Annotated in this window: 18 protein-coding genes; 12 read left to right on the top strand and 6 right to left on the bottom strand. The window is 23.9% G+C overall.

The genetic code is table 11. The annotated features are described in order from the left end of the window. Positions 1 to 29: 29 nt before the first annotated feature. The 5 genes from AS160_RS01105 to AS160_RS01085 form a co-directional block, all read right to left on the bottom strand. The gene (locus AS160_RS01105) at positions 30 to 401 is read right to left on the bottom strand and encodes a hypothetical protein (protein ID WP_165144131.1); all 372 of its coding nucleotides are present in this window, start codon (positions 399 to 401) and stop codon (positions 30 to 32) included. Continuing rightward, positions 398 to 2,347 carry a ferrous iron transport protein B gene (feoB, locus tag AS160_RS01100; protein WP_165144130.1) on the bottom strand — a complete coding sequence of 650 codons (1,950 nt, stop codon included), beginning with the start codon at positions 2,345 to 2,347 and terminating at the stop codon, positions 398 to 400. The genes AS160_RS01105 and feoB overlap by 4 nt, the downstream gene beginning before the upstream one ends. 3 nt (positions 2,348 to 2,350) lie before the next feature. After that, positions 2,351 to 2,572 (bottom strand): hypothetical protein, encoded by a 222-nt coding sequence (locus AS160_RS01095; RefSeq protein WP_165144129.1) that lies wholly within the window; start codon positions 2,570 to 2,572, stop codon positions 2,351 to 2,353. After that, on the bottom strand, positions 2,572 to 3,024 hold the full coding sequence (locus tag AS160_RS01090) for a FeoA family protein (protein WP_165144128.1): 453 nt from the start codon (positions 3,022 to 3,024) through the stop codon (positions 2,572 to 2,574). The genes AS160_RS01095 and AS160_RS01090 overlap by 1 nt, the downstream gene beginning before the upstream one ends. A gap of 193 nt (positions 3,025 to 3,217) precedes the next feature. Then, on the bottom strand, positions 3,218 to 3,511 hold the full coding sequence (locus tag AS160_RS01085) for a metal-sensing transcriptional repressor (RefSeq protein ID WP_165144127.1): 294 nt from the start codon (positions 3,509 to 3,511) through the stop codon (positions 3,218 to 3,220). 121 nt (positions 3,512 to 3,632) lie between these two features. On the opposite strand from AS160_RS01085, the gene AS160_RS01080 reads away from it, so the two are divergent. The 6 genes from AS160_RS01080 to AS160_RS01055 are packed head-to-tail and all read left to right on the top strand — an operon-like array spanning position 3,633 to position 10,653. Continuing rightward, the gene (locus AS160_RS01080; RefSeq protein ID WP_165144126.1) at positions 3,633 to 6,257 is read left to right on the top strand and encodes an O-antigen ligase family protein; all 2,625 of its coding nucleotides are present in this window, start codon (positions 3,633 to 3,635) and stop codon (positions 6,255 to 6,257) included. Continuing rightward, positions 6,254 to 6,502: a hypothetical protein gene (locus AS160_RS01075; protein ID WP_165144125.1), complete on the top strand. Its 249-nt coding sequence runs from the start codon at positions 6,254 to 6,256 to the stop codon at positions 6,500 to 6,502. Before AS160_RS01080 ends, AS160_RS01075 begins: the two co-directional genes overlap by 4 nt. 1 nt (position 6,503) lies before the next feature. Then, the gene (locus tag AS160_RS01070) at positions 6,504 to 7,379 is read left to right on the top strand and encodes a DegV family protein (RefSeq protein WP_165144124.1); all 876 of its coding nucleotides are present in this window, start codon (positions 6,504 to 6,506) and stop codon (positions 7,377 to 7,379) included. Continuing rightward, positions 7,379 to 9,721: an ATP-dependent DNA helicase RecG gene (gene recG, locus AS160_RS01065; RefSeq protein ID WP_165144123.1), complete on the top strand. Its 2,343-nt coding sequence runs from the start codon at positions 7,379 to 7,381 to the stop codon at positions 9,719 to 9,721. Before AS160_RS01070 ends, recG begins: the two co-directional genes overlap by 1 nt. A 16-nt stretch (positions 9,722 to 9,737) precedes the next feature. Next, a complete protein-coding gene (gene rsmD, locus AS160_RS01060) occupies positions 9,738 to 10,286 on the top strand; it encodes a 16S rRNA (guanine(966)-N(2))-methyltransferase RsmD (protein ID WP_165144122.1) in 549 nt (182 codons plus the stop codon). Position 10,287: 1 nt separating this feature from the next. Next, positions 10,288 to 10,653: a late competence development ComFB family protein gene (locus tag AS160_RS01055; RefSeq protein WP_165144121.1), complete on the top strand. Its 366-nt coding sequence runs from the start codon at positions 10,288 to 10,290 to the stop codon at positions 10,651 to 10,653. Here AS160_RS01055 and AS160_RS01050 read toward each other — a convergent pair. Next, the gene (locus tag AS160_RS01050; RefSeq protein WP_165144120.1) at positions 10,637 to 11,140 is read right to left on the bottom strand and encodes a hypothetical protein; all 504 of its coding nucleotides are present in this window, start codon (positions 11,138 to 11,140) and stop codon (positions 10,637 to 10,639) included. The genes AS160_RS01055 and AS160_RS01050 overlap by 17 nt on opposite strands. Positions 11,141 to 11,206: 66 nt before the next feature. Here AS160_RS01050 and AS160_RS01045 point away from each other — a divergent pair, with 66 nt between their 5' ends. From AS160_RS01045 to wecB, 6 genes are read left to right on the top strand one after another with little or no spacing between them, the layout of a single operon-like run. Next, entirely contained in the window at positions 11,207 to 13,204 is a 1,998-nt protein-coding gene (locus tag AS160_RS01045; RefSeq protein ID WP_165144119.1) for a CBS domain-containing protein, read from the top strand. Next, positions 13,197 to 13,529 carry a hypothetical protein gene (locus AS160_RS01040; protein WP_165144118.1) on the top strand — a complete coding sequence of 111 codons (333 nt, stop codon included), beginning with the start codon at positions 13,197 to 13,199 and terminating at the stop codon, positions 13,527 to 13,529. The genes AS160_RS01045 and AS160_RS01040 overlap by 8 nt, the downstream gene beginning before the upstream one ends. Further along, positions 13,516 to 14,079, top strand: a complete 564-nt coding sequence (locus AS160_RS01035) for a DUF4416 family protein (protein ID WP_165144117.1) — start codon at positions 13,516 to 13,518, stop codon at positions 14,077 to 14,079. The genes AS160_RS01040 and AS160_RS01035 overlap by 14 nt, the downstream gene beginning before the upstream one ends. After that, positions 14,079 to 15,437 carry a hypothetical protein gene (locus AS160_RS01030; protein WP_165144116.1) on the top strand — a complete coding sequence of 453 codons (1,359 nt, stop codon included), beginning with the start codon at positions 14,079 to 14,081 and terminating at the stop codon, positions 15,435 to 15,437. The genes AS160_RS01035 and AS160_RS01030 overlap by 1 nt, the downstream gene beginning before the upstream one ends. A gap of 11 nt (positions 15,438 to 15,448) precedes the next feature. Continuing rightward, the gene (locus AS160_RS01025) at positions 15,449 to 16,786 is read left to right on the top strand and encodes a hypothetical protein (RefSeq protein WP_165144115.1); all 1,338 of its coding nucleotides are present in this window, start codon (positions 15,449 to 15,451) and stop codon (positions 16,784 to 16,786) included. Between the two features lie 14 nt (positions 16,787 to 16,800). Continuing rightward, complete coding sequence (gene wecB / locus AS160_RS01020) at positions 16,801 to 17,922, top strand: UDP-N-acetylglucosamine 2-epimerase (non-hydrolyzing) (protein WP_165144114.1); 1,122 nt, start codon at positions 16,801 to 16,803, stop codon at positions 17,920 to 17,922. Positions 17,923 to 17,951: the final 29 nt, after the last annotated feature.

The raw sequence follows: 17,951 nt of genomic DNA, 5'->3' as shown, positions 1-17,951 counted from the left end.
TAAGATTAATCTTAGCGGATTTTTTTTGATTATTTATTTTTTCCATATGTTTTTAAGTAATTTAATTCTTTAAAAAAAACAAAAATCATTATCAATGTAAATAAGTAGATATAATAATTAAAATATGGGATATCTCCTTCACTTGTAAATACACCCAACCAACCAAATAAATATTTTAACAATTCATATGAACCAATTATAAAAGAGATAATTGAACTAACTATAATATGAGCAGATTTATGATACCATATATTTTTAATATCCTCCCATAATCCAATAAAAGCTATTAAAGAAACGGTTAAGTATGAAAGGAAAATAAAACTATCATATTTAATATTTGTTATTGACATAATTAAAGAAACAATACCTATTATTATAAGAGTAAATTTTTTATTTTTCATAAGAATATTCCTCCTAATAAGTATACGATATTTGCAATAATATATGCAACAATCAAAGTATAAAATAATTCAAAAAATAACCATTTATAACTTCCTGTTTCTTGTTTTATTACTCCCAATGTTGCAAAACATGGAATATAAGCTAATACAAAGAAAATCAAAGCTAAAGCCGATCTTTGAGTTAAAATACTTTGTATAGCATAAGTTATTCCTTCTTCACCTACGTTAAGTATTGTCATATACGATGAAGCAATAACTTCTTTAGCAACAGCTCCAAAAATTAGGGAAATATTCGTTTGCCAATTCCAACCTAAATGTAATGTAATAGGTTCAAAAAATCTACCAATATATGCAGCATATGATGATGATATATCGTTATTATTAGGAAAATAGGATAATAGCCATATAAATATAGTGGCTAATAAAATTATTCCTCCAGCTTTTTCTAAAAAGTGTTTTCCTCTATTCCAAGAATATAGCATTAAATTTCTAAAAGTAGGCATTCTAAAACGTGGTAGTTCAATAGTAAATGGTATTCCTTCTCCTTTAATAAAAAACATTTGTAAAATTTTTGCAGATAATAACACTAATATTATACTCGATATATAAACTAAAAGCATTATTGTAGCAGCATTTTTACTGAAAAATACACTTATTAATAATACATAAACTGGTAATCTAGCAGAACATGATGCAAAAGGTACACTTAAAATTAAAGCCATTCTTTCTTTTTTATTTGCTATAGTTTTCGTAGACATAATTGCAGGAACACTACATCCAAAACCCAATATAATTGACATAAAAGATCTACCGCTTAAACCAAATTTCCTAACTATTTTATCCACCAAAAAAGCAGCCCTCGGTAAATACCCTGATTCTTCTAAAAATCCCATAAAGAAAAATAAAACAAATAGTTGTGGAATAAATACTAAAACACCACCAACACCACCAATAACACCATCTATCAATAACGAATTAAGCCAAGGAACTTTTATTAATCCATTTAATGCATTTCCTAAGTTAGAAAATCCTAAATCTATTAAATCAGATAATGGACTAGCAATATTAAAAGTTAAGGAGAATACAAAAAATAAAGCTACAATATATATTAGAATACCTAAAAATTTATGGGTTAATACATGATCAAGTATATCTCTTAATGCCCAACTTCTTCCTTCTTCAATAACAGCACTTTTTATTATTGAAGATATAAAATTAAATTTCCAATTCATATATTCTATTTTTAAATTTTTCATATCAAATTTATTTGAAATTTCATTTGTTAAATCAATAGGATAATCAAAATTTTTCGAACCAAATTCTAAATAATATATAGCTAACCATTCGGGATCATATGATCTTAGATAATCGAAATTTTTAATCTTTTCTGAAAAAAAACTTATATAGTCATTTATACTTTCAGGATATGGAAATTTTTTCGAAGGAATTAATTTTTTTTCAGCCACTTTATGTACTTCTTCAATTAAAGTATCTATACCTATATTTTTTTTTGCTGAAGTTAATATAACAGGTATATTTAAAGTTTTTGAAATGAAATAAGGGTTTATTTCTTTTCCTTTTTCATTAGCTTCATCTATAGAATTAATAGCTAAAACAACTGGTAATTTCATTTCTAAAATTTGCATTAATAGATACATTGATCTTTCTAGATTTAATGCATCGGCAACAACAATTACAGCATCTGGTGATTCGTTTAGAAAATAATCTCTAGCAACTTTTTCATCTTCGCTTTGAGCAGAAAGAGTGTAAATTCCAGGTAAATCTATTAGTTTAAAGTTATGTTCTTTATACTTAAATGCACCAACCTTTTTTTCAACAGTAACTCCAGGCCAATTAGCGATATATTGTCTACTACCGGTAATAATATTAAAAATAGAGGTTTTACCAACATTTGGATTTCCTATAACGGCTATTTCAAAAGTCATATTTCACCCTCCACATCTTTTTTTATCACAAAAATTGTTAATGGGGCAATCAGAACATCTTAAGTCTAAATCAGAAAAGGAGTTTATTTTAATGCCATTAGATATTAAAAATGGAAATATTATTTTCCAATTTTGATCAGATAAATTGTATTTTCTTTTTATTTCATCAATAGAAATATTCTCTTTGCTTTCTTGTATATAAGAAATAATTTCATTTATATTCATTATAATCTCCTCACTAAAATTTTTTTAGCTTTCCCTTTACCTAATAAAATATTTTTTTCTTTAACTTTTATACTTAATTTGTGCGAATTGCTTTCAATAACTTCAATTTCATCTCCAACAAAAATATTTAATTTTTCCATTTCCCTTTTAAACAATAATCCACCTTGTAAAGAAAAAACTTTATACTTTCCGGGTGTTGCTTCATATAAAAATAATAATTCTTCTGATACCTCAACAAAAATTTTTTTAGCTTCATCTTTTCTTATCATTATTTTATTATCATCTATTTTGAAGATCATGGGATCTCCAAAGGGAGATTCATGAACATAGGTTATATTTTTTCCTGGGATTAATCCCATGGCAATAAATCTCTCCTTTATTGATTCATCAAAATCCAATCTAATAATTATTCCATTCATTCCTATTCTTAATCCGCTTAAGGGTATTACCATGGCATCCTCCTTATTATTCCATTTCTGTTAGTGATATTTTTCATTATATATTTTACATGAGAATTGTTAAAAGCTAAATGGTTAAATAAAAAAATATGATTACTTGATATTTTATATAATAAAAAAAGTAATAAAATTTAAAGAAAATATTATATTTTTTTATTTAAAAAATCATGATTAATATATAAATTAACTATAATGTTTTATTGATATATTCAATAATATTTTCTAACTCTTTTATTTTACTTTCAATTTCCGAAACTTCTTTTGAATAAGCAGCTTCTCTAACACAAGTTTCAAGGTGCTCTTTTAAAATTTGAGAGTTAGCTTTTTTTAATAATGAGATAGAAGCAAGAATTTGTTTTGAAATATCAATACAATATCTATTATCTTCAACCATTTTAATCACTGCTTCAACTTGTCCTTTTGCTGTTTTTAAAACATTTAAAGATTTGTTATGTTTTACATGATGTTTATGCATATCCATTTAAATCCCTCCATACAGTATTTTGTATATTTATATTATAACGTATTTTTATTATAATTTCGTTTGCTAAATAAAAATTTTGTGGTATGATATATTAGAAAGAATATGGAGGAGGTAGGTTATGGAAAAAATATCTAAATATCCTAAGGATATTTTATTAATGGGATTGTTTTTTTTGTTATTACCTTTTTTAATGATTCCAAGTTGGGTTTATGAGTATTCCACTCAAAAACATTTAGTTTTTTCAATATTTTATACAGGTATGTTTTTTTATTATTTTTATAAAATTCAAAATAAAAATTATGAAATTAATTATTCATTAAATCATATTTATTTTTCATTTTTTGGTTTAGCAACACTTTTTTCTTTAATTAGTGTTTTTTTGCAGAATAAATATTATTTTAGATATTCTTTTGAAGTTTCATTATACACATTAATAATTGTTTTGGTTTCATATATTTTAACTAATAGGTTTGGAAAAAAATTTGATTATATTGAATCAGCATTGTTTGTTTTTTTAATAACTGGATTTATAATTGGTTTTGACGGATTATTAAATAAATTTTTTGGATATGATTTATTTTTTGGTAAATATGGTGATCCATCTCAAAGAATAACTTTGAGAACTACAATTGGTAATCCTAATTTTGTTTCTGATTATATGGGACAAATGATTCCTATAGGGATATATTTTGCTCTTTCTAAAAGATCAAATTTATATAAAAAAATATTTGCCATCGTTTCAGTATTTGTTATGTTTTGGGTACTTCTATTTGCTCAAACGCGTTCAATATATTTATCCTTCTTTTTAGGAATGATAATTTTTACTTTATTTTTTGTTATAAGTGTTTTAAAAAATAAAGATAATAAAAAATATTCGAAATCAAAAAACTTTTTAATTCCGTTAATTTTAATAATTATAATAATTTCCTTCTTATTAATAATGTTTAATATTCCATCACCTTTTAATAAAGGTGGAGAAGTTGTTGCATCGAAAAGATTTCAAGCAATGTCTTCTGTTTCATCTTGGGATGAAAGAACTTTATCTTGGTTAGCTTCAGTAGAACAATGGAAAGATCCAAATCATATAGAAAATAGAATAATTGGTGGTGGAATTGGTACATATCCTGTATATGCAGTAAGATATATGGGGGATATACAAGCAAGAAACCCAGAAAAATTTTATTATGCTTGGAATAATTTTAAAAGAGCACATAATGATTATTTACAAGTTTTAGGAGAAACTGGTATTATAGGGTTTGTTTCTATTATATTGTTATTATTTGGACTTATTACTATATATTTAAAAAGAGTGTTTAAAATTTCTGATTTTGATAAACTATTAATGTTTAATTTGTTTGCATGGAGTTTAACAATAGTTGCAGTTCATTCTTTTACAGAATTTCCAATGCATTTGCATCCTAACATTATGTCAGCATTATTTATTATTTCAGTAGCTGTATCTGAACAATTTGGAGATACTAGAAAAATTAATATTAGTAAAAATACAATGAAAAGTATATTTGTTATATTTATCTTACTAGGAATTGTAGTTTCTTATTTAAAAATTCAATCTACAGCTGCTGAGATTTATTTTAAAAAAGGTAATGAAGAATATATGAAAATAGATGCATATGAAAATATTGTAAAAAATCAAATACCTAACGTAATTAAGCAAATAGAATCTAAAATTAATGAGTATAAAAGTTTAAAAATAACAAATCCATTAGATTTACAAAAAGTTTCAAATGAAATAAAAAATTTAGAAGAACAAAAACAAAAATATTTATCTGCTAAAGTTGATTATGAAAATAAAGCTTTTGAATCATATAAAAGGGCTAAGGAATATTTCATTAAATCTTTAGATTCAAATCCTGCTTTTGGCAAATCTGGTTTTTATTTAGCTCAATTAATGGCAAAAACTCCATATAGATTAATGGAATTAGAATATAATAATTTAGAAAAATATATGGATATGAAAACATTTGAATACAAATATATGTTAAATGAATTTGAAGGATCTATGGATCTCATGCCATTTAGTAGGAAAAAAATTAGAGACGATATAAAAGAATTATATGAATTATTAAAAAACGAAGATAATAATCAATTATTGCAGGCATTGGCATATATTCAATCTATTCAAGATGAAATAGATCAATTGGAAAGCAACTATGTTTCATTTAATGAAAAAAATGCATATAGACTTATATCTAAATTAAATGTATTACTTTTCCAAAATCTTACAAATATTGAAAAATATTTTTCAAGTAATGAAAAAGTTATAAAAGAAATAAATATATTAAAAGAAAAATATTATAATGATTTTGTTCATTGGTATGAAAAAGCAATATATATATTGCCTGGTGGTTGGAATAGATTTCCTGAATGGGAAGATATATATACAGAATATATGAAAATAATGTTTAACTTTAACGAATATTTGGGATATGAAAAAACAGTAGAAAATGTATTAGAAATATCTAAAAAAGAAGCTAAAGCAGATTACTATATGGCAAAAAAATTTAGAGGTATTCCAGATAAATCATTTGAATTTTTTGAAGATTTATATTTTCACCTAAAATCTATATCAAAAGAAGATTTAGCAAATAGATTTGCTAATAATATAATAGAAAATTACAAAGAATTATATAATTATTATGTTGATTATTTAGAAAAGAATCCTGACTATATATATAGAGATAGAGTAGAAACTTTTATTAATGTCTATAAATTTTTAAAATGAGAATAGCAAGTATATTATTGATAATAGTTATATTGTTGAATTCAATAACATTTTATGTTTATTTAAAATTTAAAAATATGGAATCAATAGAATCAAAGTATTCTATATATGATGTATATATGAAAACTAGATTTTATGATAAATTGATTATTTTTATGTCTAAACATCCAGATGTGAAAAATGTTGAATTAAATGGGTTGATTTTTAAAAGAAATGGAAATGAAATTATAGTTGAGGAGGAGTAAAATGAAAAGAGCTATTATAGTAGATTCTGGTTGTGCTCCAACACCTGAATGGATTAGTAAATATAATTTAAAATTTATGGGTATGAAGGTATATATAGATGGTAAAGAATATACTGATGGGATTGATTTATTTAAAGAAGAATTTTATGAAATTGTAAAAGGTGCCGATGATATTTATACTGCTCAACCATCATTAAAAGAAATAATGAATATATATGAAGGATTGAAAGAAGAAGGGTTTGATGAAATTATAGATATTCATTTTTCATCTAAAATGTCAGGGTTGTATAATACAGCACAAATGGCTAAAAATATGTTAAAATTGGATGTAAAAATCGTTGATACTAAAATGGTTTCAATTGGTGCTTCTTTTGTTGCAAGAAGAATAGTAGAATTATTAGAAGATGAAAATAAAACTTTTGAAGAAATTGAAAAGAATATTCCAAAAATTATAGAAAATACATTTATGGAATTTACAGTACCTACATTAAAGTATTTAATTAAAAATGGAAGAATTGGTAAAGCTGCTGGTATGGCTGGTACATTATTGAAGATTGTACCTGTTTTATCTGTAGAAGATGGTGAAATTTATCCTCTTACAAAAGTTAGAGGTATTAATAAGGCGTTAAATGTCATGGCTGATAACGCGTATGAATTTATTAAAAATAGACCATATAATGTAAAGATATATAAAGTACATGGATTTGAGAAAAACAAAGAACAGGAAGATGCTGTATTTAATATGTTCATGGAGAAATTTCAAAAATTAAATTATAACTATGAATTAATTGAGGGAAGAATTTGGCCAACAGTTGCTTGTCATAGTGGTCCTGAAGTATTTGGTTTAGCTGTGTATGGGGAGGAAAATCCTATATAATGCATCTTGAAGATTTTTTTAATGAAATAGAATATTTATTTAATTTGGGTATATCAAAAAAAATATCTCAAAAAAGTTTTTTTACAGAAATATATAATTTTTGCAGAGAAAATTATAATATTATTGAAAAAGAAAAGGGCCTAAAAGAAAAAATAGGCTCCTTTTTGGCATATTATAAACCTTTAGATAAAATATCAGAAGAAAGAGCTATTAAAAGGATAAAGATGGGATTTGATCTAATAAAAAAATTAAAAGATGAATTTTTAATTGATAAACCTGATATGCCATATAAAGATTTACCTTTAAAGACAGATATTAAATACATTAAAGGAGTAGGGAATAAAAGAGCAATTTTATTTAGAAATTTGGGAATAAATAATATTGAAGATAGTTTTTATTTTTTACCAAGAAATTATGAAGATAGGCGAGAAATTAAATTAATTTCAGAATGTTATCATGGACAAACATGCTTAATTGTAGGTAATATTGTAAATTACGAAGAACGGAAAACTGGTAATTTAAAAATTCTATCTTATGCTTTAGAGGATAAAAATAATTCAGTTATTATATTGACATGGTTTAATCAAGATTATATAAAAAAATTTTTGCAAGTTGGCATGAAAGTAGCTGTATACGGTATTGTTGAAATTGAGTTTGGTAGAAAACAAATGAAAAATCCAGATTTTCAAGTTATAACAAATGAAAATGAAATAAAACAAGGAATTTTACCAGTATATCCGTTAAAAAAAGGATTATATCAAAATAATATGAGGGTTATTCTTTCAGAAACTATTCAATATGCAAATAAAAAAGAAGAGTTTTTACCAAAAAATATAATGGAAAAATATGATATTTTAGAATTTCCAAAAAGAATAAAAGGTATTCATTTTCCTAAAAGTTACTACCATTTAAATAAAGCAAAAGAAGGACTAAAATATGAAGAAATATTTTTATTTGAATTTTCTGTTTTGATTCAAAAACAAAAAATACAATCAAGAGATGGATATGCGAAAAATATTTTAGGAGAATTAGCTAATAAATTTATAGATTCTTTGCCTTTTAAACTTACAAATTCCCAGATAAAAGCATATAATGAAATTAGAGAAGATATGAGAAAAAATACACCAATGAATAGATTATTACAAGGAGATGTTGGTTCTGGTAAAACGGTTGTTTCTGAAATAGCTTTAATAGATAATTATGAAAGTGGATTTCAAGGAGCAATAATGGTTCCAACATCAGTTTTAGCGAAACAGCAATATAATAAGATTAAAAAGGATATGGAAAAATTAAATATAAATGTAGAATTATTATTAGGTGAAACTAAAAATTCTGAAAAAAAAGTAATTAAGGAAAAACTTTTAAATAATGAGATTGACATTTTAATAGGCACACATGCATTGATACAAGATGATGTTATGTTTAATAATCTGGGATTAGTGGTAATAGATGAACAACATAGATTTGGTGTAAAACAAAGATTAGCTTTAATTAGTAAAAGTAAAATGCCTGATACATTATTTATGACAGCAACACCAATTCCTAGAACATTAGCTATGACATTGTATGGAGATTTGGACGTAACAGTAATAAATGAAATGCCTGCAGGAAGAAAAAAAATAAAGACAGTTTTAGTGAATGAACATAAAATAAATGAAATCTATAAATTTATAGAGAATGAATTAAAAAATGGGAATCAAGCTTTTTTTGTTTATCCTTTAATTGATGAATCTGAAGTTTTAGATTTGAAAGCAGCTACTGAAATGTATGAAATATTAAATAACAAATTTAAAGATTATGGAGTAGGACTTTTACATGGCAAAATGACCCCTGATGAAAAAAATTCTGTAATGGAAAAGTTTAGTAATAAAGAATTTTCGGTTTTAGTTTCTACAACAGTTATTGAAGTAGGAGTTGATATACCTGATGCTACAGTAATGGTTATAGAACATGCTGAAAGGTTTGGATTATCACAGTTACACCAATTAAGAGGAAGAGTAGGTAGAAGTAAAAAACAAGCATATTGTTTTTTGGTTATTAGTCAAAATACTTCAGGAGACACAAAAGAAAAATTGCGTAAATTTGCTAATACTAACAATGGTTTTGAGGTTTCTGAAATTGATTTAGAATGGAGAGGGCCAGGGAAATTTTTTGGTACAGAACAACATGGTTTACCAGATTTTCAATTTATAGATATTTTAAATGATCCTGAATTAATATCTAAAGCAAGAAAAGATGCAGAAGAAATATTAAAAGAAGACCCAAATTTAGAAAATCATATAAATTTAAAAAATGAAATATATAATAGATATGGAAAGAAATTAAAAATGTTAGAAGCTTAAAAAGTGTGGTGATATTGTGTTAATAATTGAAAATGGTTATTTAAAAGGAAGAAAGATAAATATAGTCCCAGATAAAAGAACAAGATATACACCTGCTAATGTTAGAAGAGCAATATTAAATATAGTTGATGTTAGTGATATGAATACTTTAGAAATTTTTGGTGGTTCTGGTTCAGTTTCTTTTGAATTTTTAAGTTCAGGTGCAATACATTCGACAATTATTGAAACATCTAAAAAAGCTTGTTCAACTATAATAAAAAATGCAAATCTTTTAGGGGTGAAAGATAGGATAAAATTAATATGTTCGGATTTTAGAAAAAGTATTGAAAAATTAAATGAAAAATACGATATAATATTTATGGATCCACCTTTTCAAATGGGATTAGCAGAAGAAGCTTTAATAAAAATTTCTGAAAATAATAAAATTTATGATGAAAATATATTAATAATTGTTGAACATTCTAAAAGAGAATTATTAAAAGAAAAATATAATAATTTAATAAAATATAAAGAATATAATTATGGTGATATAATATTATCTCTCTATACAAAGGAAGGTGACTGAAATGATTATTGAAAAATATCATATTTTTAATGTGATGGAGGAGATAGTAGAAGAGATTACAAATGAAATGTTTAACATGCCAAATATTGAAATTTGCATATGTGATAGATGTAAAGCTGATGTAATTGCTTTATCTTTAAATAATTTGCATCCAAAATATGTTGTTTCTGAAAAAGGTAGAATTTTTTCTGAATTAGAAACTTATACATTCCAGTTAAGAGCAGAGGTTTTATCGGAAGTTTTAAAATCTATGGAAAAAATAAAGGAAAATCCATCACATCCAAAAGAAGAGTCAATTTATAAAGATTTAAAAATGGATGTTGATGATCTTGAAAAACATTTTGATGACATTAAAAATAAGCAGTAAAAATCATACCAAGTATTAATTCATTTTGATTATTTATATTATTTCCTAATTTTAATAATAATAGTTGAGATTCTAAAATATTAATTTTATTTTTTAATTCTTTTTTTATAATTGGATCATCTTCATTAGTCATGAAACTTTTTAATTTCTTGATTAAATTCTCTAGATCCTTAATTTTATTTTCTGAATTATTTGATTGGTTATCAGAAATAATTTCTTTATTTTTTTCATTATAAGCTATCTTAACCTCGGTTTTTCCAGCAACTGCAGCTAAAAAAGCACCTCTTTTTTGCATATCTAGAGAAATTTTACTATAAATAACATATCCTCCTTCAACGGCGGCTTGTTTTTTAAAAGCTATTAAATTTCCTGTTTCTTGAGATAATACTCTAATAATACTTAAAGAAGCTGGGGAAGATGATGCTATTCCTGGTTCTCCGGGATCAAGCTTATATCCTAAAATTGGGTTATCAAGGTTTATTTTCATATTAACCAATCCTTTATATATTTAGAATATATATTTTTTAAAAAGTTCAATGAAAAGAGTGGTAAAGTGGATTTAGAAAAAAATAAGAAGATAATAAAAATAGATAATAATAAAATATTTTTTTCTTTTACAGAAAATAAAATTAATGAAAAAATATTTGAAGATATATATAATACATACTTTCCAGATTTAATAATTATATTCAAAGTAGAAAATGATATAAAAGTATATTTATCTTCAAGGAAAATTGATATTTTAGATATTTTCAGAAAGTATAATATAAAAAGAAAAAATAATATTTTTTTCTTTTTATCAAATGAAAAAGATATTCAATTATTACTTAGTACTTTAATTGATGATATAAAAAATTATTTTGACCCTGTAATCTTAGCAAAAGATATAATGTCGTATCCTGTTAGAACTGTATTAGCAGATGAGTCTATTGAAAAAGTTTATAGATTAATGATGCAAACTGGGCATAATGGTTTTCCAGTAATCGATAATAATGAACTTATTGGATTAATTACTAGAAAAGATATTGAAAAAGCTATGAATCACGGTTTATCAAAATCCCCTGTAAAAAAGTTTATATCAAAAAATATAATTTCAGTTTTTCCAAAATCAACTATTGAAGAGATTAGAATGAAAATGTTAGAAAATGGAATTGGAAGAGTTTTAGTAATTGATGAAAATAATACTTTGGTAGGTATAATAACTAGATCAGATATATTGAAGGGTAAAATTTTCCATAGATCAAAACCAAATATAATTGTTGATTATGAAGAGGAATTACACAAATATAATGTTTTAAAAAAAATGGTTAAAATAATCAAACCTAAATATATGAATCTATTGAGATTATTAGGTATATATGGCACTGAATTGAATATGCCAGTTTATTTAGTAGGAGGTTTTGTAAGAGATTTATTATTAGAAAGAAAAAATTTTGATATAGATATAGTTGTAGAAGGTGATGGATTAAAATATGCAAAATATGTTTCAAAAAATTTAAAAGCAACATTTGTAGAACATAGTGAATTTCATACAGGATCATTATTTTTTAAAGATGGTTTTAGAATTGATATAGCAACAGCGAGAACAGAGTATTATGAAAAACCTGCTGAATTACCAAAAGTAGAATTAAGTACAATAAAAAAAGATTTATATAGGAGAGATTTTTCAATAAATGCTATGGCAATAAAACTCAATGCTGAAGAATTTGGAGTATTATTAGATTTTTTTGGATGTAAGAGAGATCTTGAGAAAGGTATAATTAGAGTTTTATATAATTTAAGCTTTATTGAAGATCCTACAAGAATATTAAGGGCTATAAGGTTTAAAAAAAGATTTAATTTTGAGATTGATAATAGTACTTTAGAATTATTAAAAGATGCTGTATACAATAATTTCATTGAAAAAGTAACAGGTATGAGATTAAGAGAGGAATTTGAAAAGATATTATCTGAGAAAAATATTATTGAATCTTTAAACGAAATGGGCGAACTAAAAATTTTAGATCATTTATTTAAATATTCAAAATTTAAAATTGATAAGATAAAACATTATGATAAAATATTAAAATTTTATGAGTGGGTAAATGAAAACATTCCAGAATATTTAAATAAAATAAAGCATTTTCATTTATTTTTATATTCATATTTATTAAATGAAACTGATAAAGCTATTATGTATTCATATGAAAAGTATGGGCTTCCTAAAAATTTTTTAAATAATATTGAAAAATTAAAAAATGTTATTTATATTATTAAATCAAGTAATTTTAGTAAATTATCTGATATATATAAACTAGTAGAGAATTTTGATAATGAATTATTAATTACATTGGGTGGATATATAGATGGAGAAAATATATCTTTATATAAAAAATATCTATTAGAAATAAAAGATTTAAAATTAAATATATCTGGAAAGGATTTAATTAATTTAGGTATAAATGGGAAACAAATAGGGAAAATATTAAATGAAATAAAATTGAAAAAGCTTGATGATAATATTGACGAAAGAGAATATTTAAAAAAATTTGTGAGGGACATAAATGAATGAATACAGAACATATATTTTGATTTCATTAATTATTATAAGCATATCAATTTTTTTTATAATTAAAATATTAAATGAATCATCTGATTTGATTACTATAGCCTCATTACAAGAAATTCCTTTAGAAATAGAAAACAGCAGTAATGATATAATATTAATTAATGAAAAAGAATTAGGACCTAATAAAAAAATAAATATTAATTTGAAACCTAATGAAAAACTTTTGATTTCTAATAATACTGGAACTGTTATTATATACACATTTGAGAAAATTTATAAAATTAAATTAAAATCTTTTGAGGTGGTGATGGAAAATGGGGAAAATTAAAGATATCGATAGAGTTAATTATGTTATACATATATTTACTGCTGGTGATACAGATTATTGGCTATATCATGAAAATGTTTTAGAGGAATTAGAAAAGCATTTTGGTGAAATAGATTATATATCAGATGAACTTGATTTTCAAAAGTACACATATTATTATAATATGGAAATGGGACAAAATGTAAAAATAAAGGCTAGAATGATTAGTTTTAAAAATTTATATTCTCCAGGTTTTTTAGCTGATGCAAAAACTATAACAAATAACATTGAAGCTAAATATGCTGTTGAAGGAAAAAGAAAGGTAAATTTAGATGTTGGTTATATTCATCATATGCAATTTGTGTTAGCAAGTACTAAACCATGGGGAAATAGAATTTATTTATCAAAGGGAATTTACGCAGAAATAACTTTAATGTATGTATATGAACAATGGAAAGCATTTGATCATTCATATCAAAATTTTAAAGATAAAGAATATCAAGATATTTTAACAGTAATTAGAGAAATGTATTTGGAAAAAAGAAAGAAATGGTTAGCAGGTAAAAAATAATGAAAAAAAAAGTTTATTTATTTATTTTTATAATTTTTATTGTCAATATATTTGCAAGTGCAAAGTTATTATTTCCAGGTAGTATAGAATTTTATTATCAAAGATCAAAAAATATTAATTCCGGTATAAAATATACCGGAATTCCTTTGTTTTTTACTGAAGATACAGATTATAAATCTAACATAACTTTAGAATTTCCTATAGGATATGAAAATAGATTAGAAAATAATGTTTTATTTAATGGCGGTGGATATTACACCTTAGAAAAAAGTAAAATATATTTTAGTGATTTATATAATGAATATTATTCATGGATGAATTTTGGATTTGAATTTTACTATAATAATGAATTATATGCAAGATTTATTGGAGATTTTAAAGAAGGTAACAGTCCATATTTTAAATATAAATCACTAAATATATTAGATATATATAATGATTTTTCATTATCCAAAAGAACTACATTAGATATGCCTTCTTTAAGCTATTTAAGTTTGAAAAATAATACTTGGAGTTTTATTTTAGGTAGAAATAAAATTTCTTTAGGGCCAATGAAAAATTCATTGATATTATCTGATGCATCAAAATACTATGAAAATATAAATTTTAAATATAATATTGAAAATTTAACTTACAACTTTATTTTAATATCAATGCAACCCATGCTTACAAAAGCAGAATATGAAATTCAATTTACATCTGATGCGACAATGGCATTAAAAGAAGTTTTTGTAAATAGATTTGATTTTGATTTTGGAATTTTTAATGTAGGATTTTCAAATTTAAATTTATATGGAGGGAAAATTCCTAATTCATTTTTAGACTTAAATAATGCTTTGATTTCAATGGATTATCAAATGCAGATTAATAATTTAAGAGTATATTTTCAAGATTCATATAATCCAATAAAAAATAAAAATAGTTTTGGTTATGGTGGAGAAATTAATTTAGAAATTTTTAAAGATATATTTTTTTCATTATTATATGAAAATTATAATGTAGAAAGTGGAATATATGAGGATAAATATCCATATAATAGGTTATATAATAGATCCTTAGAAATAATTAATGAACCAGGTTCCAGATATTTTTATGATTTTCCTTTAGGATTTAAGTATGATGAAAATTCAAAAGTAAATTCTTTTCAAACATATATTTCAGCTAAAAATTTATTAATTTTATATGAAAATGAATTTGGGAAATCTTTTGGAAATGTTTTTTATAATAAAAAGTTTAAGATATATTCAAAATTATCATATGGTGAAATTCAGTTTAAATATATAGATACAAAATACAATGAAGAAATCTTTAATAGTTATTCTTTATTTTGGATAATTCCAATAAAAATTCAATGGTAATGGAGCGGAAAATGAAAAAGATATTTTTAATATTGATTTTGTTTTATTCATTAACGTCATTTCCATTTTATTTTGAAAATGATATAGATTATAAGATTTATATAATAGAAAAAATGCTTAATTTTGAAGCATTAGATACATCTATTTCTCCATATCCATCAAAAGAAAAAAATATTTATAAAAAAAATAGTTCTAATGTTTATATTCAAATTCCATATTTTCATACAAATAATTATGAGTTAGCACCTATTTTTGAATATAAAAATAATAATTTTGGTTTAAAATTTAATATGACAAATAGTCATAATTTAATATTAGAAATGTATTTTGGTAAAAGAATAAATTCTTTTTGGTTTATATTAGGTAGATATCAAACAGATTGGTCATTAATGGAACATGGAGTTTTTTTATCAGACTCACTACCTTTTGTTGATGGCATAACAGGTGGTTTTACTACTAACTTTCTTTTAGGAAGTATGGGAATATATTTTGGAGCTTACTCCTTTAATTCTTATTTAACAGAAGAAGAGTTTAATATTCAAAGGATGCATATTGATGGAAACTCTGATAGACGAAGTATAAATGAAGGATATTATGATCCTTATAAAACTTTAATGATACATAGATTAGATTTAAAACCATTAAATTTTGTTAGAGTTTCAATAAATGAACTTAATTTAATTGGCGGTAAACTCCCTGATATTGTAGATTTAAATTTTATGAATATCCTTCATAATACATATGGTGAAGGATATTCCAATGCAATGTTTGCCATTGATGGAGAAATAGTACCTTTAAATGGGATAAAAATATATGGTGAATTGGCTATGGATGATTTTGTTGTTCCTTTGACAGAATCTGGAGCAGAAAGTTATAAGCCTACTGCATTAGCATGGGCATATGGTATTAAATCAGCTTTTAAGAAAAATAATTTTTATTTTACAGCTAAATATGAAGAATATAAAATTTACTCTTGGATGTATAATAGATGGCAAGAATTATTAAAATTCACAGGAAGATATATTGATGATAAAATTTATGATATTCCAATGGGATATGACTATGGAAGTGGTATTGAAAGTAAATTGATTTCTCTAGAGTTTTTAAAAAGTAATGTTGATATAAAAATAATGTTTGAAAAAATAAATCAAGGAGAGATTAATTTAAATACATCTTATTTTGATACTGATTTAAAAGGTAATACAGAAACATGGGAAGGGCCGTATGGCGATATTAAAGAGTATTATTATACTACATTAAACCTAGATTTAAATAACTTATTTTTCGAAGTAAAATTTGATAAATTTTTGCCTATTGAATATAAAATAAATTATAAAATTATATTTTAAAGGAGTTGAGGGGATTGAAAGTTGGATTAATATTTGGAACTAGGCCTGAAGCTATTAAAATGGCGCCTGTATATCATACTTTAAAAGAATATGGGATTGACACAAAGATTATTGCAACTGCACAGCATAGAGAGATGCTAGATCAAGTCTTAAAACTTTTTGAAATATCTCCATATTATGATTTAAATGTTATGACTCATAGGCAAACATTGCCAGAACTAACAAAAAATTTAATTGATAAAATAGATAAAATAATGAAAAATGAAAATTTTGATTATATTTTAGTACAAGGTGATACAACATCAACTTTTGTAGGAGCTTTAATTTCTTTTTACTATAAAATACCAGTTGGCCATATTGAGGCAGGTTTAAGAACTGATAATATATATAATCCTTTTCCTGAAGAAATGAATAGAAGGCTTACTAGTGTTATTAGTTCTTTACATTTTCCACCAACTAAAATATCTAAAAATAACTTATTAAAAGAAGGAATTTCCGAAGAAAATATTTTTATTACTGGAAATACTGTTATTGATGCATTGTTATGGGTTATAGATAAAAATAAAGATAAAATAGAAGAAATATTAAAAAAGTATAATTTATTAGATAAAAAATATATTTTAATGACTATGCATAGAAGAGAAAATTGGGGAGATCCAATGAAAAATGTAATGCAAGCAATAAAAGAGTTTTTATCAAAAAACAAAGATATTTATTTAGTATTTCCAGTTCATTTAAATCCAGCTGTAAGAGAAATAGTTTTTCCGGAATTAGAAAAGTTAGAAAATGCAATATTAATAGATCCGTTAGAATATCTCGAATTTACAGCAATAATGTCTGGAGCATATTTTATTATGACAGATTCAGGAGGCATTCAAGAAGAAGCTCCAGCTTTAGGAAAACCTACATTGGTATTAAGAGAAACTACGGAAAGACCTGAAGCTATTGAAGCTGGAACTGCTAAATTAATAGGTACAAATAAAGAAAATGTTTTAAAATATATAAATAAGCTATCTTTTGATAATGATTATTATTCTAAAATGTCAAAAGCAAAAAATCCATTTGGTGATGGAAAAGCTTCAATGAGAATTGCAAAAATTCTTTTAAAAGAACCTGTTGAGGAATTTAATATATAGTTCATAAATGCCAGCAAAAAGCTGGCATT

Source organism: Marinitoga sp. 38H-ov (genome assembly GCF_011057715.1).
Classification (GTDB): Bacteria; Thermotogota; Thermotogae; order Petrotogales; family Petrotogaceae; genus Marinitoga.
This window is presented reverse-complemented; position numbering and strand designations above follow the sequence as displayed.